This is a genomic window from Kineococcus mangrovi, from assembly GCF_041320705.1.
GTDB lineage: Bacteria > Actinomycetota > Actinomycetes > Actinomycetales > Kineococcaceae > Kineococcus > Kineococcus mangrovi.
Genome location: NZ_JBGGTQ010000004.1, coordinates 339,961 through 363,580, shown reverse-complemented (window position 1 = coordinate 363,580; position 23,620 = coordinate 339,961). Strand labels below are relative to the sequence as shown.

The window sequence follows — 23,620 nt, the reverse complement described above, 5'->3', positions numbered from 1 at the left end:
CGAAAGGGAGACGTCAGGACGGCATCCCGGTTCCAGTCAGGTGAGGTCAGCCTCCCCACCTACAGATCCGAAGACCCGCCAAAGAGTGCGGACCTGCGTTGTCCGCGAGCAGATGTGTGGGCGCTTCGTCACGATCGACGACTGCACTCGATGACGGCGCTCGCACTGGGTGCGTACACGATGCCGACACGACTGTCGGGTCAGCCCGACACCAGGTGTCGGGCTGGCAGGATTCCGGCGTGGGCACGACCGTCGCAACGCTGGTGACATGACTCCGACACCTCCACCCCGCGACGCCGCGACGGCCTGGCTCCGGCTCCGGCTCCGGCTCCGGCTCCGGCTCTGCGACGACAGCATCTTCATCGCCTCCGGCTGGCTCCTGGGTGTGGCCGGTTTCGTCCTGGTCGTCACCGGGTTGTCTGCGGCCGCAGGGCTGATCGTGGTGTGGGTCGGCGTACTGGTCGCGGCCGGGACCTTGCTCGGCGCTCGATGTCTGGCTCACCTGCAACGCGCGCAACTGCGCCGCCGATGCCGCCGAGCGGCCCCGGACCCGCAGTACCTGCGGGCCGGTGCGGACGCGGGCTGGCTGCGACGGGCTCTCGTTCCGTTGCGCGACCCGCAGTCCTGGTTGGACGCAGCCTGGGCCGTGCTCGCCCTCGTCACCGGGACCGTGGCGCTCGTGGTGAGCGTGACCTGGTGGGCGGTCACGGCCGGTGCTCTGACGTACTGGTTCTGGCAACGCTGGCTCCCGGACGACAACGTCGGTCTGGCGGAGCTGCTCGGGTGGGGCGGGAAACGCGCCGACAGCCTCCTGAACCTGGTGGTCGGCGTGGTGGCGCTGGTGCTGCTGCCCTGGGTGGTGCGGGGGTGTGCGCTCCTGCACGGCAACCTGGCCGACGTCCTCCTGTGCAGCCGGGCGCGATGGCAGTCGCAGGTCCGACGGGTCACCCACAGCCGGTCGGCGTCTCGGCAGGCCGAGACGCAGTCCTTGCGCCGCCTTGAACGCGACCTGCACGACGGCCCGCAGCAGAGCATGGTCCGCCTGACGATGGACATCGGCCGCGCCCGCCGCCAGCTCGACACCGACCCCGGGCAGGCCGGGCTCATCCTCGACGACGCGCTGATCCGTGCCCGCGGCACCACCGAGGAACTGCGAGCCCTGAGCCGCGGCATCGCCCCGCCGCTGCTGGTCGACCGCGGTCTGCAGGCGGCGGTGGAAGAACTGCTGCAGCGCAGTCCGACGCCCCGGTCCTGCTGCAGCCGGTGGCGGGTCTGCGCCCGGGCGGCTTGCTGGACGGTCGCCGACCGAGACGGCAGCCCGGCCTCCCGGACGCACTCGTCGGGGCGGCCTCGCCGCGCTCACCGCACCGGTCGGGCGCTCGCACCGTCGCCTGGGTGGTCCTGAACCCTTCCGCCACGAGGGACGGGCAGACCGACCGGACAAGAACGCGGCGTCCCGGCTCACTCGAGGGATCTCATCCTGCGGTGCGAGCCGCGCACGGTCGTCCCACGAGGTTGGTGCATCCCGACACACCAGCCGGTGGCCGTCCCCGGCACGCCGGACGGCGCGTCGCCACTCGTGGAGAGGTCCTCGCCGTACAGACGCAGCGGCCCGCTGATGGCGTTCACCACGGTCGCCGACCTCGACGTCGACCACGACGACGCGGCCCTGCGCACGACGGTGCACCCACTGCAGGACCTCCTCGACATCACCGGTCCCGGCGACGCCCCGGGACAGGACCTCGTCCCGGCGGCTGGTCCGGTCCGGTCGGTGACGGACCACTCCGGTCCACCCCGGTCTACAGTGGTCCCGTGCCCCGACCGACGAAGGAACAGATCGACGAGGAGATCCTCGACGCGGCGGCCGCGCTGTTCGCGCGGCACGGCCTGGAGCAGACGTCCGTCCAGCGGATCGCGGACGCCGTCGGCTACTCCAAGACCGGTCTGCTGCACCGCTTCCCGACGAAGGAGGCGATCGCCGAGGCGACCATCACCCACACCGTCGAGCACTTCGAGGCCGTCGCGGGCACCGTCGCGGGCACCCCGCCCGGCGCGGACCGGGACCGGCGGGTCCTGACGGCACTGGCGACGCTGGCCGCCGACCGGCCCGGGCTCGTGTCCTTCATGCTCACCTCGATCAGCCGGGGCGTCCTGGCCGGCGAGCGCCTCGACGTCATCGGTGAGGTCCTGTTCCGCGCCTTCGGGGCCGTGCTCCCCGCGCCCGGCACGACGCCCACGAGCGAGGAGGTCACGCGGGCCGTCCGCATCACCAGCGCCGTGGGCGGCCTCGCCGTCGCCTCCCTCGCGTTCTGCGAGGCACCCGACACCGACCTGCGCGCCCTGTCCGGCGACCTCCTGGCGGCCGCGCTCGGCGCGCTCGGCCACCGCCGCGACGCCACCCCCCACGAGACGGAGGACTGACCGTGGCCACCTTCCTGCACCGCCTCGGCCGGGGATCGTTCCGGTTCCGCGGCCTCGTCATCGCGGTCTGGGTCCTGCTGCTGGCCCTGGGGGGCCTCGGCGCGGCCACGCTGTCGGGCAAGACCGTCAGCACGTTCGAGATCCCCGGCCAGGAGTCCACGACCGCCCTGCACCTGATCGGGGAGGAGTTCGGGGACACCGCCGACGGCGCCACCGCGCAGGTCGTGCTCCAGGTGCCGGCCGGGCAGCAGATCACCTCACCGGAGAACGCCGCGAAGGTCGCCGGCGTGGTCCAGGCCCTGAACGCCCTGCCCGGGGCGCAGGGAGCGACGAACCCGCTGGACCCGCAGAACCCGGTCGTCTCCCCCGACCTGCGGGCCGCCTACAGCACCGTCTCCTACGGCGTCGCGCCGCCGGAGGTCACCGACGAGCAGCGGCAGGCGCTCCTGCGCGCCGTCGACGACGCCCGCGGCACCGGGCTGACGGCCGAGGTCACCGGTACCGCCACCCAGGGCGTCGCCCAGATCGGCGGGGCCGCCGAGGCCCTCGGCGTCGTCGTCGCGCTCGTCGTGCTCGCCCTCACCTACGGCTCCCTCGTCGCGGCCGGGATGAACCTGCTCACGGCCGTCGTCGGCGTCGGCATCGGCGCCCTGGGCATCACCACCCTCACCGGGTTCGTCGACCTGCAGTCCACGACACCGATCCTGGCCGTCATGCTCGGTCTGGCCGTCGGCATCGACTACGCGTTGTTCATCGTCACGCGGTTCCGGCACGAACTGCTCGCCGGCCGGACGGTCGCCGACGCGGTCCCGCTGGCCGTCGGGACCGCCGGGTCGGCCGTCCTGACGGCCGGCACCACGGTCGTCATCGCCCTCGCCGGCCTCGCCGTCGCGGGCATCCCCTTCCTCACCGAGATGGGGGTCGCGGCCGCCGCGACCGTCGTGGTCGCCGTCCTGGTGGCCCTCACCCTCGTCCCCGCCGCCCTCGGCGTCGTGGGCCTGCGCGCCCTGCCCCGCTCGGCCCGACGGGCCCTGGCCCACGAGAGCGGCAAGCACGCGGCGGTCCCGCCCGCCGACCCCGACCCCGCCGGCCGGGGGTTCTTCAGCGCCTGGAGCCGGCTCGTCACGGGCCGGCGCTGGCTGAGCCTGCTCACCGCGGTCGTCGCCCTGGGCGCGGTGTCCCTGCCCGTGGCCTCGCTGCAGACCAGCCTGGCCACCTCCTGGCCGGACGGCAGCACCCAGGAGGAGGCGCAGACGATCCTCGCCGACCGCTTCGGCGCCGGGGTGAGCGGTCCGCTGCTCGTCCTGACCCGGGGTGCCGACGCCGTCGAGCGCGGCCGGCAGCTGAGCACCGAACTGGGCGGCCTCGACGGGGTGGCGCTGGTGACCCCGGCCGTCCCCAGCGCCGACGCGCAGGCCGCGCTGGTCACCGTCGTCCCCACGACCGCGCCGGACGCCGAGGCCACCACCGACCTCGTGCACCGCATGCGGGACCTGATCCGCGCGGACGGCTCGAGCACCCCCGCGTACGTGACGGGCCAGACGGCCGTGAGCGTCGACGTCAACGCGACGCTGGCCGAGGCGCTGCCGGTCTACCTCGTCCTCGTCGTCGGGTTGGCGTTCGTGCTGCTCGTGCTGGTGTTCCGCTCGATCCTCGTCCCCGTCGTGGGGGTCGTGGGGTTCCTGCTGACGATCGGGGCTTCGCTGGGCGCCACGACCGCGGTGTTCCAGTGGGGCTGGCTCACGGCGCTCGTGCACGCCGACACGACGGGACCGCTGCTGAGCCTGGCACCGATCATCGTGGTCGGGATCCTCTTCGGCCTCGCGATGGACTACCAGGTGTTCCTCGTCTCGCGGATGCACGAGGCGCACGCCCGCGGCACCGAGCCGCTGACGGCGGTGCGCACCGGGTTCCAGCAGGCGGCGCCCGTCGTCGTCGCGGCCGCGGCGATCATGTTCTCCGTGTTCGCGGGGTTCGTCCCCGAGGGCGACGCCACGATCAAGCCGATCGCGTTCGCCCTGGCCATCGGGGTCCTCGCCGACGCCGTCGTCGTCCGGATGGTCGCGGTCCCCGCGGCCCTCTCGCTGCTGGGCGCCCGGGCCTGGTGGCTGCCCCGGTGGCTGCGCTGGCTGCCGGTGCTGGACGTCGAGGGCGCGGCGCTGGAGCGGCGGGAGGGGGCGGTCCCCGGCACGCCGGCCCCGGTGCGCTGACCCCCGTCCTCTCGTGGAGGGGTCTTCAGGCGGGGAGGGGGAAGGTCCAGCCGTCGGCGGAGTCGGTGCTGCCCGCTACCCCGGGGACCGCTCTCCCGCCCCACACGACGAGGCGGTCACCCACGACGCCGACGGCCCGGTCCGCCACCTCCGCCCCGGGCACGGCGGGCAGCCGGGCCCACCGCCGGCGGGGACCGAGGAGCACCGCCCGGTCGTCGTCGACGACGACGTCCTGCCCGTGCAGCGCGACCGCGTCGGGGGTCGAGATCGTCCCGGGCAAGGACCCGACCTCCTCGACCCGGCCGTCGATCTCGGACAGCGTCGCCACCACCAGCCCGCCGGAGCCCAAGGTCACCCCGAGGACGCGGCGGCCGTCCCACAGCAGCTCGCCGAACCCCGTCCAGTGACCCGGCGAGAGGTCCGGGACGTGCTCCGGCGTCTGCGCACCGGCGGGGCCGATCGCCCACTCGGCGACCTGGTGCCAGCCGTTCCCGGGTGACCAGGTCACCACCCGCCGGCAGGCCTGCCGGTCCGAGCACCCCGGCCCGATGGCCTTGACGACGGCGACGAGCCGGTCGTCGGCCCACACGCTCACGAGCTCCTGCTGGTAGGCGTCGGGGAAGAGCCACGGGTCGACGGTCCACGCACCGGTGTCGGCGTCGAAGGACGCCACGGCCACCGCCTTGCGCTCCTGCTGCGCGGCGGTGCCGCCCAGCCACCCGGCGACCACGAAGGTGCGGCCGACCCAGCGCCCGTCGTCCCCGGTCGTCAACGGCACCCTCGCCCGGGCACCGACCGGGTCCAGCCCCACCGGCCCGAGGAAGGGCTCCAGGGCGGGACCCGTCGCGCAGGTGTCCACGATGCCCGCCAGGGCCGGGAGGGGCGTCCACGTCCCGGTCACCGCGGACCAGGCCGCGGCGTCAGGACGGGGACCGGAGCCGGTCCGCCGCAGCTCCCACCGTCGCCGCAGGCACCCCTCACGCGGGGGAACACGTAGCCACCGGCGATGACGAACCGCCCCTCGCGGACCGTGCTCGCGGCGCCACCCCGGGCCGCGAGGGGCGCCGGGGCCATCGGCGTCCACGTCCCGCTCACGACGGGGACGTCCCGCGCCGGCTCGGGGGGCCCCTACGCCTGCCCGGTGCTCCGGCAGCTCACGAGACCGGTGACCAGGACGGACACCAGCACCGCCGCCCGCATCGAGCGTCGCCTCGTCACCCGACGTGGACGCGATCCGCGACCGACCGGTTCCACGGCCTGCACCCGGTCGGTGGAGGACTGCAGGAATGCCACCCCGGTGCCGATGGTTGTGGGGACTGGTCGCCCCGGTACGTGTCCCCGGGCCTCAACTCCAGCCGCTGCGAGCGGCCACTCGCCGAGAGGCGACGCTCGGGGCGACCAGCCTCTCCCCCTCCGCTCAGGACGCGCGACGCCGCGCGGCCGTGAGCAGCGCCCCACCGGCGAGCACCAGCGCGCCACCGGCCGCCAGCCACGGCGCGACGTTCGTCCCGGTGTTCGCGAGCGAGCCCGACGGAGCGGCCGCCACGGGCGTCCGCGACGGACGCTGCGACGGCGGGACGGCGGCGGTGGCCGTCTGCGTCGGCGTCGCCACCGGCGTGGTCGGGGCGACCGTCGGCGGGACCGGCGTCGGCGTCGTGGCCGCGGCGGGCGCGTACCGCAGGTCGGTGTCCGGCGCGAGCCCCTGGTTCTCCGGCAGTCCGAGGTAGGCGGTGAACGCCTCGAGGTCGGTCTTGCCGAGTTCGGTGCGGTCGGTCCCCTCCGCCAGCGTCGTGAAGTTGTCCCCGCCGGAGGCCAGGAAGCTGTTCACCGTGACGCGGTACTGCGCGGCCGGGTCCAGTTCGGCGCCGTCGAGGGTGACCGAGCGGACCCGCCGGCCCGCGGGGGCCGCCTCGTCGTAGGTGAAGAACAACCCCTCCGACAACCCCAGGGCGAGGAACGGGCGGGACGAACCCGCCGGCTGCCACTGCTCCTCGAGCACCTGCCGGACCTGCGCACCGGTCAGGGTCGTCGTCACGACGGAGTTCGCGAACGGCTGCACGGCGGCGGCCTCGGCGTACGTCACGACCCCGTCGCCCTCGGAACCGGACTGGGCGTAGAGCAGGTCGTCGCGGATCCCGCCGGGGTTCTCCAGGGCGATCTGGGCACCGGCGCCCTCGGTCTGCTGCAACTGGGCGTCGGCGATGAGGTTCCCCAGCGGCGACTGCTTCCCGCGGTCGTCGTCGCCGCCGGAGAACGCGCGGGTGATGTCGGCGGTGATGGAACCCACCGGCTGCCGGCCGCGGTCCTCGGCGAACGCGACGGCGTCCTCGACGATGCGCTGGACCCGCGCGTTCGGGGTGAAACCCTCCACCGCCAGGACCTGGTGGCCGGTGGCGACCACCTCGCGGGTCGTGGTGTCGACGTCGAGGACGAGGTCGTCGACGGCCGTGGAGTAGCTCTCGGCCGACAGCACCGGTCGCGGCGTGGAGCGGCCGGCGACGGGGAACTGGCAGTCGTAGCGCAGGTGGGTGTGCCCGGACAGGATGGCGTCGACCTGCGGGCTGGTGTCCTGCACGATGCGCCCGAACGCGCCCTCGGTCTGCACGGTGGCGCAGTCGGTCCCGGCCGAACCCTCGTGGGCGAGCAGCACGATGACGTCGGCCTCGTCGTTGGCGGGGTCGCCGTCGGACAGCTGGGCCGCCACCGAGTTCGCCGCCGCGACGGGGTCGGTGAACCGCAGGCCCTGGATGCCGGCCGGGGCGACGAGGCTCGACGTCTGCTGGGTCACGACCCCGATGAAGCCCACCCGGATCCCGCCGACGTCGGTCGTCGCGAACGAGGGCAGCGCCGGCGTTCCGTCGGCCTTCAGGACGTTCGCCCCGAGGTAGGGGAACGCCGCCAGGGGTTCCGCCCCGTTCGCGCCGGGGCGGCCCTGCACCCCGATGCGGTCGACGAGGTCGGCGTAGCCGCGGTCGAACTCGTGGTTCCCGACGGCCGAGACCGCCACCCCCATCGCGTTCAGGGCGGCGATCGTCGGGGCGTCCTGCTGGATGAACGAGGTGAACGTGGAGGCGCCGATGTTGTCGCCGGCGGAGACGACGACGGTGTGGGGGTTCTTCGCGCGCATGGCGTCGAAGACCCCGGCCAGCTGCGCCGCACCGCCGACCGGGTCCCCGTCGTCGGTCTCGTCGGGAGCCTCGAGGCGGCCGTGGAAGTCGTTGAACGCCCCGATCTGGATCCGGGTCGTCCCGGCGGCCGGGGCGGGCAGCACGTCCGGCACCTGGTCGGGGGTGGCCGCGGGTGTCGCGGCCGGGGTGGCCGGGGTGGTCGCCGCCGTCGCGGGGACCGCCGGCAGCAGGGCCGCGAGCGCCGCCGTGACGGCGCCGGCGCTGAGGAACCGGACGAGGGGACGACCAGGGCGCATGGGCTCACTCTCGAGGGGGTGGGGGCGAGCCGGATCCTGCCACCACAGCCGACGCAGGGGAACCCCTCAGCCTCGACCCCGGTCCCCGTCGTGCAGGGCGATCTGCAACCCCCGCTGCGCGACCCCCACGAGACCGACGCCCTCGGCCTCACCGATCGGGACCCAGCGCGCGAGGTCGGTGCTGCCGCCGACGTCGAGGACGACGGGGTCGAGCACCTCGAGCGGTTCGGCGCGCACGAGGATCCGCACGGCGTGGAAGTCCTCGAGGACCCCGCGCGGGGACCGGCCCGTGAAGTGCTCGGCGCCGATCTCGGCGAGGCCGGTGACGCGGACGGCCATGCCGGTCTCCTCGTGGACCTCCCGCACGACCGCGGTCAGCGGGTGCTCGCCGTGGTCGACACCACCACCGGGCAGGGTCCAGCGGCCGGGGCTGGGCGTCGTCGTGCTGAGCCGGGTCAGCAGGAGGGAACCGTCGGCGACGACGACGGCGTAGCAGGCGAGCCGCTGCCGCACGACGGGGACGCTGCCGTCGGTGACCGGGGACACCCGGACGCGTTCGGCGTCCTCGAGCGCGACGAGGTCGTCGGCGGCCAGCGGCCAGTCGTCGGGAGCCGGGACCCACCGCCCCCCGGTGACGGCCTCGTCGGCCTCGTCGGCCACGGTGCCGGCCAGGACGAGGTGGACGGTGTGCAGGTCCAGGCCGTCGTGGGCGCGTCGGCCGTCGTGCACGGCCAGCAGCTCCCCGAGGACGACGTCCGGGCCCAGCACGCGCCGGGCCGCGGCCAGGGGGGTCTCGCCGTGCGCGAGCAGCGCCCACGGCAGCACCCCGTCGACGACGAGCAGCCGGCCGGCCGCGACGGCGGCGACGTGGACGGCGACCCGTTGCAGGTCGCTCACGCGGCGCGCGCTCCGAGCTGGGCCTGGACGGCGTGGGTGTTCTTGCGCTCGGCGTAGAAGGAGAGGAAGGGGACGGTGCCGGCGAGCGCGGTGAGCAGCATCCGCCTCCACGGCCAGCGGACGCGGGTGCCGAGGTCGAAGGTGGTGATCAGCAGCACGATGTAGAGGGTGCCGTGGATGGGGCCGAGGACCTCGCTGATCCGCTCGGCGCCGGGCAGGTGCCCGAGGTCGAGCGCGTCGACCGGGTACCTCAGCAGCGAGTAGGTCAGGACGATCAGCCCGACCCCGGTCAACCAGGCGAAGACCCGGTAGCGCGTCAGCGCCGACCGGACCTTCGCGTCCGACCCGACCCCGCCGGCCGTCCCCGCGCTCACCGGGCACCACTCATGTCTCGTCCTCCTGCGCCGTCGTCCACACCGTCAGCCGATCCCTCCGGCGGCGGTCCGGGGTCATCCTCCCCCGTCCCGCGCCGCTCATCGCGCAGGGCCCGGAACCAGATGACGGCGGCGAACAGCGCGAAGACCCACCACTGCCCCGCGTAGGCGAGGTTGCGCCAGTCCAGGCGCCGGGTCGCCTGGCCCGGGTCGGCGGGCGGGACGGCCTCGAGCCCGGCCGCCGGGGCGCTGTCGGTGACGTAGGCGTTGGCGACCGGGTACTCGACGCGGTTCACGAGGTCCGCGGCGCTGACGACCCACGTCTGCCCGGCGGGCAGTACGGCCGTCGAGGGCGCGACGTCGGAGGCCTCGGGGGGCTGGACGACACCGACGAGGTCGACCTGCCCGACCGGCGGCGCGGGCGCGGCGGCGCCCTCGGGCACCCAGCCCCGCACGAGGGGCACGCCGGAGCCGTCGGGCAGCACGACGACGCCGAGGACCCAGGACCCCACGACCCCGTCGAGGCTGCGCCCGGGCACGAGGAGGTCGACGGAGGGGTCGAAGGTGCCGCTCACCTCGACCCGGTGGCCGACCTCGTCCGCGGACAGGACCGCCGCGGCGCCCGAGGCGCCGGCGTCGACGATCCGGCTGACGGGTGCGACCGGTTGCCGCGCAGGGGGTTCGGTGACGACGACGTTGCCGCGTTGCCACTGCCACACGCCGAGTCCGCTGCAGACGAGCACGACGACGAGGGCCACGACGGTCAGGACGGCGACGCGGCCCCTCGGCGCGCCCGGGCGGTCGGAGTCCACGGCACCAGGCTACGTGCCGGGGCCGGGCGTCCCGTCAGCTCGTGCGGCCGAACTCGTCCCGCCGCACCTCGGCGGTAGCGAAATCCGGGGTGAGACGGTAGCGCTTCTCGCGTGACGGTCGGTCGGCCCGGGTTCCCGCTCCGGGCCAGCGGGTGTCCACGCCGGCGAACGGGGCCGCGAGGGCGAGCGCGACGAGCAGGCCGAGGACGACGAGGACGACGAGGCCGCTCACCGCCCGCTCCGCCCGACGTGCTGGCCGCTACCGGTCAGCGCTTCAATAGCGCTATTGTTGTTCTTCATGGACAACGGTAGCAGCGTGCAGCGCGTGACCGCCAGCCTGCGAGAGGTGGCCGGCACGCTGCCGGCCGGCGCGAAGCTGCCGAGCAGCCGCCGTCTCGTGGCGGACCTCGGCGTCGGTCCCGTCACCGTCCAGCGGGCCATCGACGCCCTCGTCGCGGACGGCACCGTCGTCACCCGTCCCGGCGCCGGCACCTTCGTCGCGCGCTCGCACCGGACCGTGACCGTGGACACCGACTGGCAGCGCGTCGCCCTCGGCGCCTCCCCCGTCCGGACCGAGGGCGTCCTGGCCGCCCTGACCGTCCCCTCGCACGACGTCCTCGACATGGCGCGCGGTTACCTCGACCTGTCCCTGCAACCGTCCTCGCGGCTGGCCTCGGCCATGGCCCGGGCGGCCCGCCGCCCGGAGGCGTGGACGGTGCCGCCGCCCGCGGGCGTCCCGGAGCTGCGGACGTGGTTCGCCCAGCAGCTCGGGGCCGACCGCGACGACGTGTTCATCACCCCCGGTGGCCAGGGGGCGCTGTCCACCGTGCTGCGCTCGATCGTGCCGGCGGGAAGCCCCGTGCTCGTCGCGGTGCCCAGCTACCCCGGGGTCATCTCGTTGCTGCGCAGCGCCGGGCTCGTGCCGGTGCCGGTCCCCACGGACGCCGACGGGGTCCGCCCAGAACTCCTCGAACGCGCCTTCGAGCAGTCCGGCGCGCGGCTGCTGTACCTGCAACCCACCTACGCCAACCCCGACGGTTCCGTGCTCTCGACCGACCGCCGCCGTCCCGTGCTGGAGATCGCCGCGCGCGCCGGCGCGTTCATCGTCGAGGACGACTTCGCCCGCTGGCTCGGCCACGGCCCGACGACCTCGCCGTCCCTGCTGCGCGACGACACCGACGGCCGGGTCATCACCGTGAACTCCCTCAGCAAGGTGTCCGGGCCGAGCCTGCGGGTGGGGTGCGTCGTCGCCCGGGGCCCGGTGGCGCGACGCATCGCGGGACTGAGTTTCGTCGACCACCTCATCGTGGCGAGGCCGCTGCAGGAGGCCGCCGTGGAACTCGTCACCGGCGCCGGCTGGAACGCTCACCTGCGCGGGCTGTCCGCCGCCCTCGGCGCCCGGCTCGACGCGTTGTCCACGGCACTGGCCCGGGAACTGCCCGAGTGCAGCTGGCCGCGACCCCGCGGGGGTTTCTCGCTGTGGCTGCGCCTGCCGCGCGGCGTCGACGACCTCGAGGTCGCCCGCCGCACCCGCGAACGCGGGCTCGCCGTCGGGCCGGGGCGGCACTACGTCGTCGCCGAGGAGGACGCCGCGCACCTGCGGCTGTGCTACGCCGCGATCACCGAGCAGCAGATCCCCGCCGCGGTGAAGGTGCTCGCCGCGTCCCTGTGAATCGACGGGAGACCAGGACGAGGATGCCGCCGCAGGGGTGGAACGACGGTGGACCCCGGCCGCACCGTCAACTCGACCACCGGCGCGTCCCGGCACGCAGTCCCGTCGATGCGTCAACCACACCGTCTGCACCCCGGGCAGCACTTCTCCCGGTGCGTCAGCGCGCCGCAGGAGAAGGGGCGCACCTGTCGGGAAGCCGAATCCCGGTCGTCTGATCGCGAGGATCCCGGGTCTCCGCCGGCAGGCGGCGAGGTCGGTCCTGGGCCGTCGCGCCCGGCTGTTCACGACTCCCGGGGAACGGAGGGAGCGACGGAGCGACTGCCTGGCATCGCCAGACGTCAGGTGACCGTCGGCCAGTCACTGGTGAGGTACGCCTCTACTGCGCGGCGCCGGAAGGAGTAGGGCTTGCCACGGCCGATGATCCCGCGCACGGTGTCGAGGCGCTGGGAGGTGGGGCCGGCGCCCGCGGCTGCCGGAAAGCCGGCCAGGTCGGCGATGCGCGTGAGCGTCCGGTCGGTGGGAGGCAGCTGTGCCATCGCCTCGAGGAAGTCGCGCTCACGTTGCGGCAGTCGTCCGAGGATTCGTTCGACGTGGGCAGCCGCTTCCCGCTGGGCGACCCTCCAACCCGCCGTGACCTGATCGGCGGTGATGAGAGCGTCGTCGGCGGCGTACCAAGCCTGTTGTCCGGCGACCTGGAAGAGGAACGGTTCTCCCCGACAGAGGTCGACGAGCGCGGCGACGGCCTCTTGGGTCATGCGGATGCTCGCGACACCCCCTCGGTCGTCAGCGACCACCCAGCCGGGGGTGACGAACTCCTGCAGAGCGAGCGTGAGGTCGTCGTCGTCGATGGCAGCCAAGACGGTCGTCGCGAACCGACGAGCGAAGGTGGCTCCCTTGTGCGCTCCGGCGCGATCTTCGAACTCCGGCAGCCCGGTGAGGTAGACCGCGATCGGGAGGGACGCTTCGATCCGCACGTCACCCGGAGCAGCGATGATGAGTCGATGGGTGATTGCGTCTCCGAGGGCGATGAGGAGCTGTGACAGAGCTCGCTCGTCCGTGATGTTCTGCACCTCGTCGATGTGGATCAAGCAAACGGCTTCCTCCTTCACGGCCGCTCGACCGATCTCGATGAGCAGGTCGGTCAGCATGACGTGAGGATCCGGCCCATCGCCTTCACGGAGGGCCAGGGAGACACCGCTGGCGGCGATCGACTCGACACGACCGAGCAGGTCCTTGAGGTGCTTCTCCCGACGAGCGGGCAGACCAGCGACGTGAGCGAGTTTCAGGAGTGCATCGGCGACGAGCTTCAAGGGGTCGGATCCGAGGGGGACCCGGACCTGGGAGGTCACCCAGTCGCCATCTGCAGCGGCTTCCGTCGCGATCTTGCGTACGAGGGCGGACTTCCCGAGCCCTGGTTCACCGAGGATGGTGCGTCCGCGCTCCGGCAAGCCGCGGGCGAGGCGAGGTCGCAGGACGTCGCGCCAGTCACTGAGTTGCGCCGTGCGTCCGGCCCACACCGCAGGGACGATGTCGGACCCGGGGTTGAAGGGGTTGTTCACCGCAGAACGCATGCTGATAAATTTATCATGACCAGGTTCCCGTCAGGACGGGAGAAGCGCACCCCACGCGGTCGGCCCTAGCCTCGGTGGTGACCGGTCGCCGCGGTGGCGGCCGGCGCGGCGACGCGGAGGCCACGGTGGCGGGACGAGAGGGAACCGAGGACGACCACCGGCTGTCCGCGGTGGAGCGGGCGGCGGTGAAGGCCCGGGCCGCGGAGGTGCGCGCCGAGTCCCGCCGCGCCGCGAAGGACGGAAAGGTCGCCGCCGACACCGCGGACGTCCTCGCGAAGATCGCGTCGATGCCCGACGGCGACCGCGAGCTGGCCGACCGCGCCCACCGGGTCGTCGCGGACGCGGCCCCGCACCTGACGCCGAAGCTGTACTACGGCCAGCCGGGCTGGGCCGGGGCCGACGGGAAGGTCGTGTGCTTCTTCCGCAGCGGGCAGCAGGACAAGCTGCGGTACTGCACCTTCGGGTTCAGCCCGCAGGCCACCCTCGACGACGACGCGGGGCTGTGGCCGACGTCCTACGCGCTGACGCAGGACGCGACCGATGAGGCGTGGGGGCAGGTCGCCGCCCTCGTCGCCCGCGCCGCCCCGGACGGGTCCGACGCGTCGTCCTGACGCCGGCACCCTCGACGAACGCTCGACCGGTACGTCCCGACCCGTCCGCGAGCGCGGGGTGGGTCGGGACGTACCGGTCGGCCCCGCTCTCCCTCAGCAGTCGGGGACGGGCACGGTGAGCGGGTCCGGGGCGCGACGCGTGCGGCCGGCGGCGGTGACGACGGCGAACCCCTCCCGCACCCAGTACTCGTACCCGCCGATGAGTTCCCGGACGTGGGAGTACCCCAGCGTCGCCAGGACGAGCGCCGCGCGCGTCGCGCCGTTGCAGCCCGGACCCCAGCAGTGCACGACGACGGGCGCGTCCCGGTCCGGGCAGACCTGCGCGATGCGCTCGCGCACCTGCGGTCCGGGCAGGTGGACCGCACCGGGGAGGTGGCCCTGCGCCCACGCCGCGTCCGAGCGGACGTCGAGGACGAGCGGGGACCGCCCCGCGGCCCGGTCCGCCGCGAGGTCGGCGGGGTCGGTCTGGAAGGTGAGGTGGGCCGCGAAGAAGTCGACGGCGGACAGGGGGTTCGACACCCCTCCAGGCAACCGGGCGCAGCCCCGGCCGACCAGGCGTGCTCCACGGCGAGATGACCCGCCGACCGGGGATGCGGCGGTATTTTCCCGGCCGTGACGACGAATCCACGGCCCGCCCTCGACGCGACCGACCGGGCCCTCCTGGAGCACCTGCAACGCGACGGCCGCACGAGCGTGGCCGACCTGGGCCGGGCGGTGAACCTGTCCGCGAGCGCCACCGCGGACCGCCTGCGCCGCCTGACCGACACCGGCGTCGTCACCGGGTTCACCGCCGTCGTCGACCCGGAGGCGCTGGGCTACACCGTCACGGCGTTCGTCCGCCTCGCCTACCCCACGGGGAACTACAAGCCGTTCCACGACCTGCTGGGCACGACCCCGGAGGTCGTGGAGGCGCACCACGTCACCGGCGACGACTGCTTCGTCCTCAAGGTGCTCGCCCGGTCGATGCGCGACCTCGAACGCGTCACGGGACGGCTCGCGACGCTCGGGGCGATCACCACGAGCGTCGTGTACTCCAGCCCGCTGCCGGGCCGGCACCTCCGGCCGGCCTGACCGGCCGGGGGTCCCGGAACCTCAGCGGGAGGTCACTCCCACTCGATCGTCCCCGGCGGCTTGCTCGTGACGTCGAGCACGACCCGGTTCACCTCGGGCACCTCGTTCGTGATGCGCGTGGAGATGCGGGCCAGGACGTCGTAGGGCAGGCGCGTCCAGTCGGCCGTCATGGCGTCCTCGGAGGAGACGGGCCGCAGCACGACCGGGTGGCCGTAGGTGCGGCCGTCGCCCTGGACGCCCACGCTGCGCACGTCGGCGAGCAGGACGACCGGGCACTGCCAGATGTCGCGGTCCAGACCGGCCGCGGTCAGTTCCGCACGGGCGATGGCGTCCGCCGCGCGCAGCACCTCCAGGCGCTGCGGCGTCACGGCCCCGACGATGCGGATGGCCAGACCCGGCCCGGGGAAGGGCTGGCGGTAGACCATCGCCTCGGGCAGGCCGAGCTGCACGCCCACGGCGCGGACCTCGTCCTTGAACAGGGCGCGCAGCGGCTCGACGAGCTCGAAGGCGAGGTCGTCGGGCAGGCCGCCGACGTTGTGGTGGCTCTTGATCGTCGCCGCACCGGTGCCGCCGCCGGACTCCACGACGTCGGGGTACAGCGTCCCCTGGACGAGGAACTTCACCTCCCCGCCGTCGGAGCCCTCCTTGGCCACGACGTCGCGCGCGGCCTGCTCGAAGACGCGGATGAACTCCCGGCCGATGATCTTGCGCTTCTGCTCGGGGTCGCTGACGCCGTCGAGGGCGTCGGCGAACCGCTGCACCGCGTCGACGACGTGCAGCTTCACGCCCGTGGCCGCGACGAAGTCCTTCTCGACCTGCTCGGCCTCACCGGCGCGCAGCAGGCCGTGGTCGACGAACACGCACGTGAGCTGGTCGCCCACCGCGCGCTGCACGAGCGCCCCCGCGACCGCGGAGTCCACACCGCCGGACAGGGCGCAGATGACCTTGCCGTCGCCGACCTGGGCGCGCACGCGGGCGACCTGCTCCTCGATGACGTTGCCCGTCGTCCAGTCCGGGGCGATGCGGGCGCCGGAGCGCAGGAAGTTCTCGAGGACGTCCTGGCCGTGCGCGGAGTGCTTGACCTCGGGGTGCCACTGCACGCCGTAGAGGCGGCGCTCGTCGTCCTCGAAGGCGGCGACCGGGGTGTCGGGCGTGGAGGCCGTGACGCGGAACCCCGCCGGCGCCTGGGACACGCTGTCCCCGTGGGACATCCACACCGACTGCTCGGTGGGCTGGTCGCGCAGGAGCGTGGAGGCGGCCGGGTCGGGCAGGGCCGCGGCCGTGCCGCCGTACTCGCGCCGGCCGGTCCGGGCGACCTCCCCGCCGAGGGCCTTGGCCATGGCCTGGAACCCGTAGCAGATGCCGAGGACGGGCACGCCGGCCGCGAACAGGGCCGGGTCGACCTGCGGGGCGCCGTCGGCGTAGACGCTCGAGGGACCGCCGGACAGGATCACCGCGGCGGGGTCCTTGGCGAGCATGTCGGCCACGCTCGTCGAGCTCGGCACGATCTCGGAGAAGACGTCGGCCTCGCGGACCCGGCGCGCGATGAGCTGCGCGTACTGGGCCCCGTAGTCGACGACGAGGACCGGGCGGTGGGCGCGCTCGGCGTCCACCTCGGCGGGGGCATCGGCGGGGGGAGGGTTCTGGCCTTCGGGCGCGTCCGGCGTCACGGCCCAAGGGTAGCCGTCGGCGCGGGACCGCCCGAAAACCACGTGGAAGCGGGACCGGGAAGCGATTACCGTCGGTCGACGTGCGCTCTCTCCCCTTGAGCGACCCCGGCACCCCCGACGTCTCCTCCCCCACCCGGTTCCTGCTGCGCACGGCGGCGCAGCAGTGGCGGCCGATGGTGGCCGGTTCGGCGGTCGGCACCGTGTGGTTGCTGTCCCAGGCCGTCCTGCCCGCCGCGATCGGCAGGGCCGTCGACGCCGGTCTCGTCGGACCGGACGGCCGGGGCGACGCGAACGCCCTGACGCGGTGGGCGCTCGTCGTCCTGGGGCTGGCGGTCGTCACCGCGGCCGCGGCGATCACGCGGCACCGCTACGGCGTGACGAACTGGCTGACCGCCTGCTTCCGGACGCTGCAGCAGGTCGGCCGGCACACGGCCCACGCCGGCACGGCGGTGACCCGGGAACTGCCGCAGGGCGAGGTGCTGGCCTCCATCGCCTCCGACGGCCCGCGCCTGGCCGACGCCTTCGACGTCACCCAGCGCGCCGTCGCCTCGGTCGCCGCGGTGGTCGTCGTCGCCGTGCTCGTGCTGCGCACGTCGGTGCCCATCGGGCTCGTCATCCTCGTCGGCGTCCCCGTCGTCATGGCGCTGCTGCTGCTCGTCCTGCGCCCCCTGCAGGAACGGCAGCGCCGGCACCGCACGCTGTCCGGGGAGCTGACCTCGATCGGCACCGACACCGTCCGCGGGCTGCGCATCCTGCGCGGCATCGGCGGCGAGGAGGTGTTCCTCGACCGGTACCGCGCCAAGAGCCAGCAGGTGCGGGCGGCCGGGGTGCGGGTGGCGACGTGGGAGTCGGCGCTGGAGGCGCTGCAGATCCTCGTGCCCGGTCTGCTCGTCGCCTCCCTCGTGTGGGCCGGCGCCCGGGCCACCGCCCGCGGCGACGTCACCGCCGGCGAGCTCGTCGCGCTCTACGGCTACGCCGCGTTCCTCACCTCCCCGCTGCGGATGCTCGTGGAGGCGGCCGACAAGTACGTCCGCGCCCTCGTCGCCGCGCGGCGCCTCATCACGCTGCTCGAGGTGCCCCCCGCGGTCACCGACCGCGCGGGCGCACCGCCCGCGACGCGCGGGGGCGAGCTGGCCGACCCCGACTCCGGGATCCGCGCCGCCGCGGGACGGATGACGGCCCTCGTCTGCGACCCGCCCGAGGACGCCGCGGTGCTGGCCCGCCGGCTCGCCCGCTTCGACGACGACACCCGCGCCACCTTCGGCGGGGTCCCGGTGCGGGACCTGCCGGTCGCCGAGGTCCGCTCGCGGGTCCTGCTCGCCGAGGACGACGCCCAGCTGTTCAGCGGGACGATCCGCGAGCAGGTCGACCCCGAGCACGTGCACGACGACGGCGAGGTCCTCGCGGCCCTGGACGTCGCCGACGCCCGCGACGTCCTCGACCTCGTCGACGGCGGCCTGGCCGGCACCGTCACCGAGCGCGGCCGGTCGCTGTCCGGCGGCCAGCGCCAGCGCCTGGCCCTGGCCCGGGTCCTGGCCCGCGAGCCGGAGGCGCTCGTCCTCGTCGAGCCGACGAGCGCCGTCGACGCGCACACCGAGGCCCGCATCGCCGGCCGGCTCCGTCGGGCGCGGGCCGGCCGCACGACCGTCGTCGCGACCGCCAGCCCTCTCGTCCTGCCCGAGGTGGACCACGTCTGCTGGGTGCGCGACGGGCACGTCGTCGCCACCGGCCGGCACGCCGACCTGCTCGCCGCCGACCCCGGCTACCGCGTCTTCGTCACCCGCGACGCCGCCGCCCCCGCGCCGGAGACCGTGCCCGCACCGCGGGACCCCCGCCGCACGCTCGAGGAGCACCCGTGAGGACACGCCGATGAGGACCACCCTCCCCGTCGCCGACCGCGAGCACGTCCTGCGCGACGTGCGGCGGCTGCTGCGCCAGCACCGCGACCCGGGTCTGCGGATGCTCGCGCTGCACGCGCTGGCCGCCGTCGCCGGGCTGGCGGGCCCCTACCTGCTGGGCCGGCTGGTGGACGACGTCGTCGACGCCGTCCGCGGGGGCACCGCGTTCGACGTCGTGGCCCACCGGATCGACGTCGCCGTCGCCGTCCTCGTGGTCGCGGTCGTCGCGCAGGCCGTGCTGGCGCGCCTGGCGCGCAAGCGCTCCCTCGTCCTGGCCGAGGGCGTGTTCGCGCAGCTGCGCGAGGAGTTCCTCGGCCGCGCCACCGCGCTGCCGCTGTCGGTCGTGGAGCAGGCCGGCACCGGCGACCTCGTCTCGCGCACCACGAACGACGTCGACGCGCTCAGCTACACCGTCCGGTACGGGGCGCCGGCGATCCTCGTCGCGTTCGTCACCTCGGTCCTGACGGTCGTGGCGGCGGTGTTCTCCGGGCCCCTGGTGGCGCTCGCGATCCTCGCCGGGTTCCCCGGGTTGTTCCTCGCGACCCGCTGGTACCTGCGCCGCGCACCGCAGGGGTACGCCGCCGAACGCGCCGAGTGGGGCCGGATCTCCACCACGCTGGGCGAGAACGTCGAGAACGTCCGCACCGTCGAGGCCCTCGGCCTGGCCGAGCACCGGGTGCGGCTCGTCGACGACGTCATCGGTTCGACCGTGCGCCGCGAGCGCTACACGTTGTCCCTGCGCACCGTGTGGTTCCCGAGCATCGAGATGTCCTACCTCGTGCCCGTCGTCGTCGCGCTGCTGTGGGGCGGTTTCCTCGTGCGGCACGACCTGCAGACCGTCGGGCAGGTGACGACCGTCGTGCTGTACCTGCGCCAGCTCGTCGGCCCCGTCAACGAGCTGCTCGCGTGGTGGGACGAGCTGCAGGTCGGCCAGGCCTCCTTCGCCCGCGTCGTGGGGTTGTCCGCGGTCGAACCGGACCGGACGACGTCCCCGGCGCAGCCGGTCTCCGACGTCGTCCACGCCGACGGGGTCGGTTTCGCCTACACCCCCGGACGCCCTGTGCTGCAAGGGGTCTCACTCGAACTCGCACCCGGGGAACGGCTCGCCGTCGTCGGGCCGACGGGGGCGGGCAAGTCGACGCTGGGACGGTTGATCGCCGGGATCAACGCCCCCACCGACGGCACCGTGCAGGTCGGCGGCGCCGAGGTCACCGGGCTGCCGCTGGACGAGCTGCGCTCGCGGATCGCGCTCGTGACGCAGGAGCGGCACGTCTTCGCCGCCTCGCTGCGCGACAACGTCGCCCTCGCCGCACCCGGGTCCGGCGACGAGGACGTCCTGGCGGCGCTGGCGGCCGTCGACGCGCGGGGGTGGGTGCTCGCGCTGCCCGACGGGCTGGACACGGCCGTCGGAGAGAACGGGCTGACGCTGTCGGCGGCGCAGGCCCAGCAGGTCGCGCTCGCCCGGCTCGTGCTGGCCGACCCGCACACCCTCGTCCTGGACGAGGCGACGTCGCTGCTGGACCCGAACGCGGCGCGGCACCTCGAACGGTCCCTGGCCGCGGTGCTGGAGGGCCGCACGACCGTCGCGATCGCGCACCGCCTGCACACCGCCCACGACGCCGACCGGATCGCCGTCGTCGAGGGCGGGCGCATCACCGAACTCGGGACGCACGCCGAACTCGTCCACGCGGGGGGTCCGTACGCGGACCTGTGGCGGAGCTGGCACGGGGAGGGGTAGCTCGCCCAGGCGGTCGGCACCCTTCTACCGGCCTGAGACGCCCCCCGAGTCGCTCTGAACAGGAGACGGCGTCCACTCGCTATGGTCAATCCATGGCGATCACGGTCGGTCAGCGCGCACTGCGTACAGCCGTTCGACAACACCACGAAGCGGTGGGTCAACTTACAGCTGGCGACAGCCCCACATCCGCTCTCTTGCTCTTCTATGCGACAGAATGCGCCTTGAAGGCTGCTTTGATGTCGAGAATGAGCCTCGCCGACACCAGCTCACTTGCAGATGAATACGGCCATGATCTCGCCCGGCTCGCTAAAGAATTAAATCTCTCGAACGAGATATCAATACCTCGCGCTCTACGCACACGCCACAACAGAACCAGCTCGAGTATTGCCATGAAAGATGCACATCAAGCATGGCGTTACGGGGAGACACTCAGAGATGAGGATCATGTGGCCGCGATCCACTGCTTCCGTCAGATTATCGATTGGTACAAGCGCGAGAGGGGCGGGGCACTATGAACTTTGGTAGCGCAGGGCGATTTTTCACTTGGGTAGACGTAGACGCCGCATTTGAAACCGCAGCCCATTCGGACAACTGGCCCACCTGGCTGCGCGAAGCCAGCGCATTCTGGGGGGGACTGACCCTTGAAGTTACAACCGATGACGAAGACATAGTCCTCGGATGGCTCGAAGAGATTTTCGGGCCTGGGTCGATCCTCAAAGACGACGAAGACTCAATTCTAGTCTTAGACGATCTTCCGGGACGGGTCTCCACGCGTCATCTGCCGATCGAGATCGAACGGTCCGGCGAAGATATGACGGACCAGGAGCGCCGTCCTCGATGGCGCGAGAACCGCATCACTGGGGCGATAGGGACGCCCTTACCCTCCCCCGAGCACCCGATTGGGGAGCAAGTCAGCATTGTTGCTTTTCACTCTTTCAAGGGCGGTGTTGGCAGAACTCTCCACGCCGTGGCTCTAGCTCACGCCTTGAAGCGCCTAAACCTAAAGGTGCTAATTGTGGATGCTGATCTGGAGGCGCCCGGAGTCAGCTGGATGTACCAACAATCCGGACGAGAGATCGACTTCTCGTTCGAGGACATGATCGCACTCCTTCATGCGTCTCGTGACGGTTCGGTGACGGATGCCGCCACACTTGCGGCGGCCTACACCAAGAACCAGACTCTTGACGATATCTTGATCATGCCCTCCCGGCGAGAATTGCAACGAATTGCGCCAGCTCGCATCGAGCCTCAACATCTACTCACACCCAATCGGTCGCCGTATTTTCTCACCGACGGTCTTGTGGAACTTGGCCGACAAGCGAACGTTGATGTCATCCTTGTTGACCTCAGGGCAGGCGCCTCCGAACTCGCCGCGCCTTTACTGCTGGATCCCAGGATCCAAAAGGTCTTTGTCACGACCGTTAGCGCCCAATCCGCCGACGGTACCGCGATGATGATCCGAGCAATCAACACGCGAGCACCGAGTCAAGCCACAGATCCTGGCGGTAGCTTGATCGTCACCCAGTACCGGCGAACCGACCAAGAGGCCATGGCCCAGTCGGTTGTTGCGCCTCTGGTCGCGGAGTTGCGTGCACTTAACAGCGCTGGCGGGAATGAGGAGGCCGCGGCCCGTGAGACGGGCTTGGTGGATGACGACGTTCGCACTTCGACCCTTTACAGCGGCTTTCAAGAGGCACTGCTAGGCCTAAGTTCGGATTGGGACGATCTTGCCGCGACCATACATGAGACAGGCCTACTAAACGTGCTTCACCCCTTGGCGCGCGAGCTTGCTCTACGCCAGACACCGGAAAAGTCAGCCCCACAAGAGGCACCCTCCGCGGCAGCTGCAGATGACCGTCGTCGTCGACTCGCGGACTTCTCGAAGTCTTTAGCTTACGCCGAGACGACGGAGGAACAAGCCTTCCTTCCAACTGAGTCTCTGCGAAACTTGGTGGAGGCACACAAAACGACTCTCCCTCTATGCGTCGTCACAGGAGCGAAAGGCGCGGGCAAAACTTTCACTCAACTTCAGATGCTATACACGCTCGACTGGCGAAGTTACGCCGACCGAGTCGACGTGCCGGGAGCTGAGCTGAGTGCGCCCCTTGTGCCGACCCTGTACTCACGCAACATGAGCGACGACACGCGCCAACGACTTGACGCGATTCTTGAGCAGGTTGGGGTCAGCGAGTCTGGTCAACCAGCCACGCAGCTTGAGATCCGCGAGATGATCGGCGGAGGACTGGAAGCTCACCTGAGCGACAGGCAGTGGCGCCACCTCTGGCTCGCCCTTCTGGCTAAATCCATCGGCGCCGACGTTAGACCAGAAGAAGCCGAGAAGTTCTTTATCGAACTTGGCCGCACTGAACGCCGCATTTTTCTCATCGACGGCCTAGAGGACACCCTTCCGGAAGTCACCCGGAACCCCGAGCAACAGCGCGCCCTTCGAGTACTGCTTGCAGACTGCATCGAATGGCTGCAGAGTTTGAGGGGACGCCCATTCGGCCTCATCGTTTTCGTCCGCATCGACCTAGTGAGAGCGGCTTTCCCACAAAATAGCGCGCAATTCCTGGCGCGCTACCAAGATTTCTCACTCCGATGGGACCCATCCGAGGCTAAGCGTTTGGCCCTATGGTTGGCGCAAAGCTCCAGCGCCATGCCCGGAGTAACGGAAGACGTTGTTCGAGAGGCCAACGAGGATGACCTCAACCGCCTGCTCATTGATGTTTGGGGCGAGAAGATGGGAAGCCTCCGCTCCCGCGAGGCTCGAAGCTCTGGGTGGTTCCTCGCAGCCCTGTCAGACTTCAATGACAATATCCAGGCGCGCGACATTGTAATCTTCATGCAGGAATCGGCGCGGCGTTCCATTGGCGAGGCCCGGTGGACCGATCGACTTCTGGCTCCCGCCGCTATGCGCGATGCATTGATCACCTGCAGCAGCCAGAAGATCAGCGCCATCAGCGAGGAGTCACCCGTTATCGGCGACCTGTTGCAACATTTGAGAAACCTGGGGGCCGAGGAACGCCAGGTGCCCTTTACTCAGGACTCCGTCCAGTTGTCTATCACGCAATTAGAACTTCTCGCCGAGAGTGGCGTCGTCTTCCGGGAGGACGACCGATTCTGGATCCCTGAGATTTTCCGTCATGGTCTTGGCTTCCGAGCCAGCGGTAGGCCGAGGGTCGTAGCAGTCGCCAACCTGGTGCGGAAGCGCAACAACAGCGAGTGAGGAGCACTGCATCATGCTGGGCGCA

General features: G+C 72.3%; 19 protein-coding genes. 10 read left to right on the top strand and 9 right to left on the bottom strand.

Annotation, left to right across the window (positions count from 1 at the left end; translation table 11 throughout):
• Positions 1-268: 268 nt before the first annotated feature.
• From AB2L28_RS10630 to AB2L28_RS10620, 3 genes are all read left to right on the top strand, one after another.
• Positions 269-1,405 carry a sensor histidine kinase gene (locus AB2L28_RS10630; protein ID WP_370718704.1) on the top strand — a complete coding sequence of 379 codons (1,137 nt, stop codon included), beginning with the start codon at positions 269-271 and terminating at the stop codon, positions 1,403-1,405.
• 407 nt (positions 1,406-1,812) lie between these two features.
• A complete protein-coding gene (locus tag AB2L28_RS10625; RefSeq protein ID WP_370718703.1) occupies positions 1,813-2,421 on the top strand; it encodes a TetR/AcrR family transcriptional regulator in 609 nt (202 codons plus the stop codon).
• A gap of 2 nt (positions 2,422-2,423) precedes the next feature.
• Positions 2,424-4,631, top strand: a complete 2,208-nt coding sequence (locus tag AB2L28_RS10620; protein ID WP_370718702.1) for an MMPL family transporter — start codon at positions 2,424-2,426, stop codon at positions 4,629-4,631.
• A 25-nt stretch (positions 4,632-4,656) separates the two neighbouring features.
• On the opposite strand, the gene AB2L28_RS10615 is transcribed toward AB2L28_RS10620, so the two are convergent.
• The 6 genes from AB2L28_RS10615 to AB2L28_RS10590 all read right to left on the bottom strand — a co-directional run bounded on the left by AB2L28_RS10615 (position 4,657) and on the right by AB2L28_RS10590 (position 10,370).
• Positions 4,657-5,532, bottom strand: a complete 876-nt coding sequence (locus tag AB2L28_RS10615; protein WP_370718701.1) for a hypothetical protein — start codon at positions 5,530-5,532, stop codon at positions 4,657-4,659.
• A 516-nt stretch (positions 5,533-6,048) separates the two neighbouring features.
• The gene (locus tag AB2L28_RS10610; RefSeq protein ID WP_370718700.1) at positions 6,049-8,055 is read right to left on the bottom strand and encodes a 5'-nucleotidase C-terminal domain-containing protein; all 2,007 of its coding nucleotides are present in this window, start codon (positions 8,053-8,055) and stop codon (positions 6,049-6,051) included.
• Between the two features lie 66 nt (positions 8,056-8,121).
• On the bottom strand, positions 8,122-8,952 hold the full coding sequence (locus AB2L28_RS10605; RefSeq protein WP_370718699.1) for an NUDIX domain-containing protein: 831 nt from the start codon (positions 8,950-8,952) through the stop codon (positions 8,122-8,124).
• Positions 8,949-9,326, bottom strand: a complete 378-nt coding sequence (locus AB2L28_RS10600; protein WP_370718698.1) for a DUF3817 domain-containing protein — start codon at positions 9,324-9,326, stop codon at positions 8,949-8,951. Before AB2L28_RS10600 ends, AB2L28_RS10605 begins: the two co-directional genes overlap by 4 nt.
• A complete protein-coding gene (locus tag AB2L28_RS10595) occupies positions 9,323-10,138 on the bottom strand; it encodes an SURF1 family protein (RefSeq protein WP_370718697.1) in 816 nt (271 codons plus the stop codon). Before AB2L28_RS10595 ends, AB2L28_RS10600 begins: the two co-directional genes overlap by 4 nt.
• A 34-nt stretch (positions 10,139-10,172) precedes the next feature.
• Positions 10,173-10,370 (bottom strand): hypothetical protein, encoded by a 198-nt coding sequence (locus AB2L28_RS10590; protein WP_370718696.1) that lies wholly within the window; start codon positions 10,368-10,370, stop codon positions 10,173-10,175.
• Positions 10,371-10,436: 66 nt separating this feature from the next.
• Between AB2L28_RS10590 and AB2L28_RS10585 the strand changes: the two genes are divergently transcribed.
• Positions 10,437-11,810: an aminotransferase-like domain-containing protein gene (locus tag AB2L28_RS10585; RefSeq protein ID WP_370718695.1), complete on the top strand. Its 1,374-nt coding sequence runs from the start codon at positions 10,437-10,439 to the stop codon at positions 11,808-11,810.
• 338 nt (positions 11,811-12,148) lie between these two features.
• On the opposite strand, the gene AB2L28_RS10580 is transcribed toward AB2L28_RS10585, so the two are convergent.
• Positions 12,149-13,381, bottom strand: coding sequence for an ATP-binding protein (locus AB2L28_RS10580; protein WP_370718694.1), 1,233 nt, complete (start codon positions 13,379-13,381; stop codon positions 12,149-12,151).
• A gap of 125 nt (positions 13,382-13,506) precedes the next feature.
• On the opposite strand from AB2L28_RS10580, the gene AB2L28_RS10575 reads away from it, so the two are divergent.
• Positions 13,507-13,992, top strand: a complete 486-nt coding sequence (locus AB2L28_RS10575; protein ID WP_370718847.1) for a DUF1801 domain-containing protein — start codon at positions 13,507-13,509, stop codon at positions 13,990-13,992.
• Between the two features lie 93 nt (positions 13,993-14,085).
• On the opposite strand, the gene AB2L28_RS10570 is transcribed toward AB2L28_RS10575, so the two are convergent.
• Positions 14,086-14,511, bottom strand: a complete 426-nt coding sequence (locus AB2L28_RS10570) for a rhodanese-like domain-containing protein (protein ID WP_370718693.1) — start codon at positions 14,509-14,511, stop codon at positions 14,086-14,088.
• Between the two features lie 93 nt (positions 14,512-14,604).
• Here AB2L28_RS10570 and AB2L28_RS10565 point away from each other — a divergent pair, with 93 nt between their 5' ends.
• Positions 14,605-15,063: an Lrp/AsnC family transcriptional regulator gene (locus tag AB2L28_RS10565; RefSeq protein ID WP_370718692.1), complete on the top strand. Its 459-nt coding sequence runs from the start codon at positions 14,605-14,607 to the stop codon at positions 15,061-15,063.
• Positions 15,064-15,095: 32 nt separating this feature from the next.
• Here AB2L28_RS10565 and guaA read toward each other — a convergent pair whose 3' ends face one another.
• Positions 15,096-16,676, bottom strand: a complete 1,581-nt coding sequence (gene guaA, locus AB2L28_RS10560; RefSeq protein WP_370718845.1) for a glutamine-hydrolyzing GMP synthase — start codon at positions 16,674-16,676, stop codon at positions 15,096-15,098.
• 137 nt (positions 16,677-16,813) lie between these two features.
• Between guaA and AB2L28_RS10555 the strand changes: the two genes are divergently transcribed.
• The 4 genes from AB2L28_RS10555 (at position 16,814) to AB2L28_RS10540 (ending at position 23,595) form a co-directional block, all read left to right on the top strand.
• Complete coding sequence (locus AB2L28_RS10555) at positions 16,814-18,592, top strand: ABC transporter transmembrane domain-containing protein (protein WP_370718691.1); 1,779 nt, start codon at positions 16,814-16,816, stop codon at positions 18,590-18,592.
• Between the two features lie 10 nt (positions 18,593-18,602).
• Positions 18,603-20,369, top strand: coding sequence for an ABC transporter ATP-binding protein (locus AB2L28_RS10550; RefSeq protein WP_370718690.1), 1,767 nt, complete (start codon positions 18,603-18,605; stop codon positions 20,367-20,369).
• A 92-nt stretch (positions 20,370-20,461) separates the two neighbouring features.
• Positions 20,462-20,884, top strand: coding sequence for a hypothetical protein (locus AB2L28_RS10545; RefSeq protein ID WP_370718689.1), 423 nt, complete (start codon positions 20,462-20,464; stop codon positions 20,882-20,884).
• On the top strand, positions 20,881-23,595 hold the full coding sequence (locus tag AB2L28_RS10540; RefSeq protein WP_370718688.1) for a KGGVGR-motif variant AAA ATPase: 2,715 nt from the start codon (positions 20,881-20,883) through the stop codon (positions 23,593-23,595). Before AB2L28_RS10545 ends, AB2L28_RS10540 begins: the two co-directional genes overlap by 4 nt.
• Positions 23,596-23,620: the final 25 nt, after the last annotated feature.

Excerpts from the sequence above, each read along its gene's own strand:
- AB2L28_RS10630 (WP_370718704.1), top strand. The coding sequence starts at position 269 with ATGACTCCGACACCTCCACCCCGCGACGCCGCGACGGCCTGGCTCCGG.
- AB2L28_RS10610 (WP_370718700.1), bottom strand. The coding sequence starts at position 8,055 with ATGCGCCCTGGTCGTCCCCTCGTCCGGTTCCTCAGCGCCGGCGCCGTC.
- AB2L28_RS10585 (WP_370718695.1), top strand. The coding sequence starts at position 10,437 with ATGGACAACGGTAGCAGCGTGCAGCGCGTGACCGCCAGCCTGCGAGAG.
- AB2L28_RS10580 (WP_370718694.1), bottom strand. The coding sequence starts at position 13,381 with ATGCGTTCTGCGGTGAACAACCCCTTCAACCCCGGGTCCGACATCGTC.
- AB2L28_RS10550 (WP_370718690.1), top strand. The coding sequence starts at position 18,603 with ATGAGGACCACCCTCCCCGTCGCCGACCGCGAGCACGTCCTGCGCGAC.
- AB2L28_RS10545 (WP_370718689.1), top strand. The coding sequence starts at position 20,462 with ATGGCGATCACGGTCGGTCAGCGCGCACTGCGTACAGCCGTTCGACAA.
- AB2L28_RS10540 (WP_370718688.1), top strand. The coding sequence starts at position 20,881 with ATGAACTTTGGTAGCGCAGGGCGATTTTTCACTTGGGTAGACGTAGAC.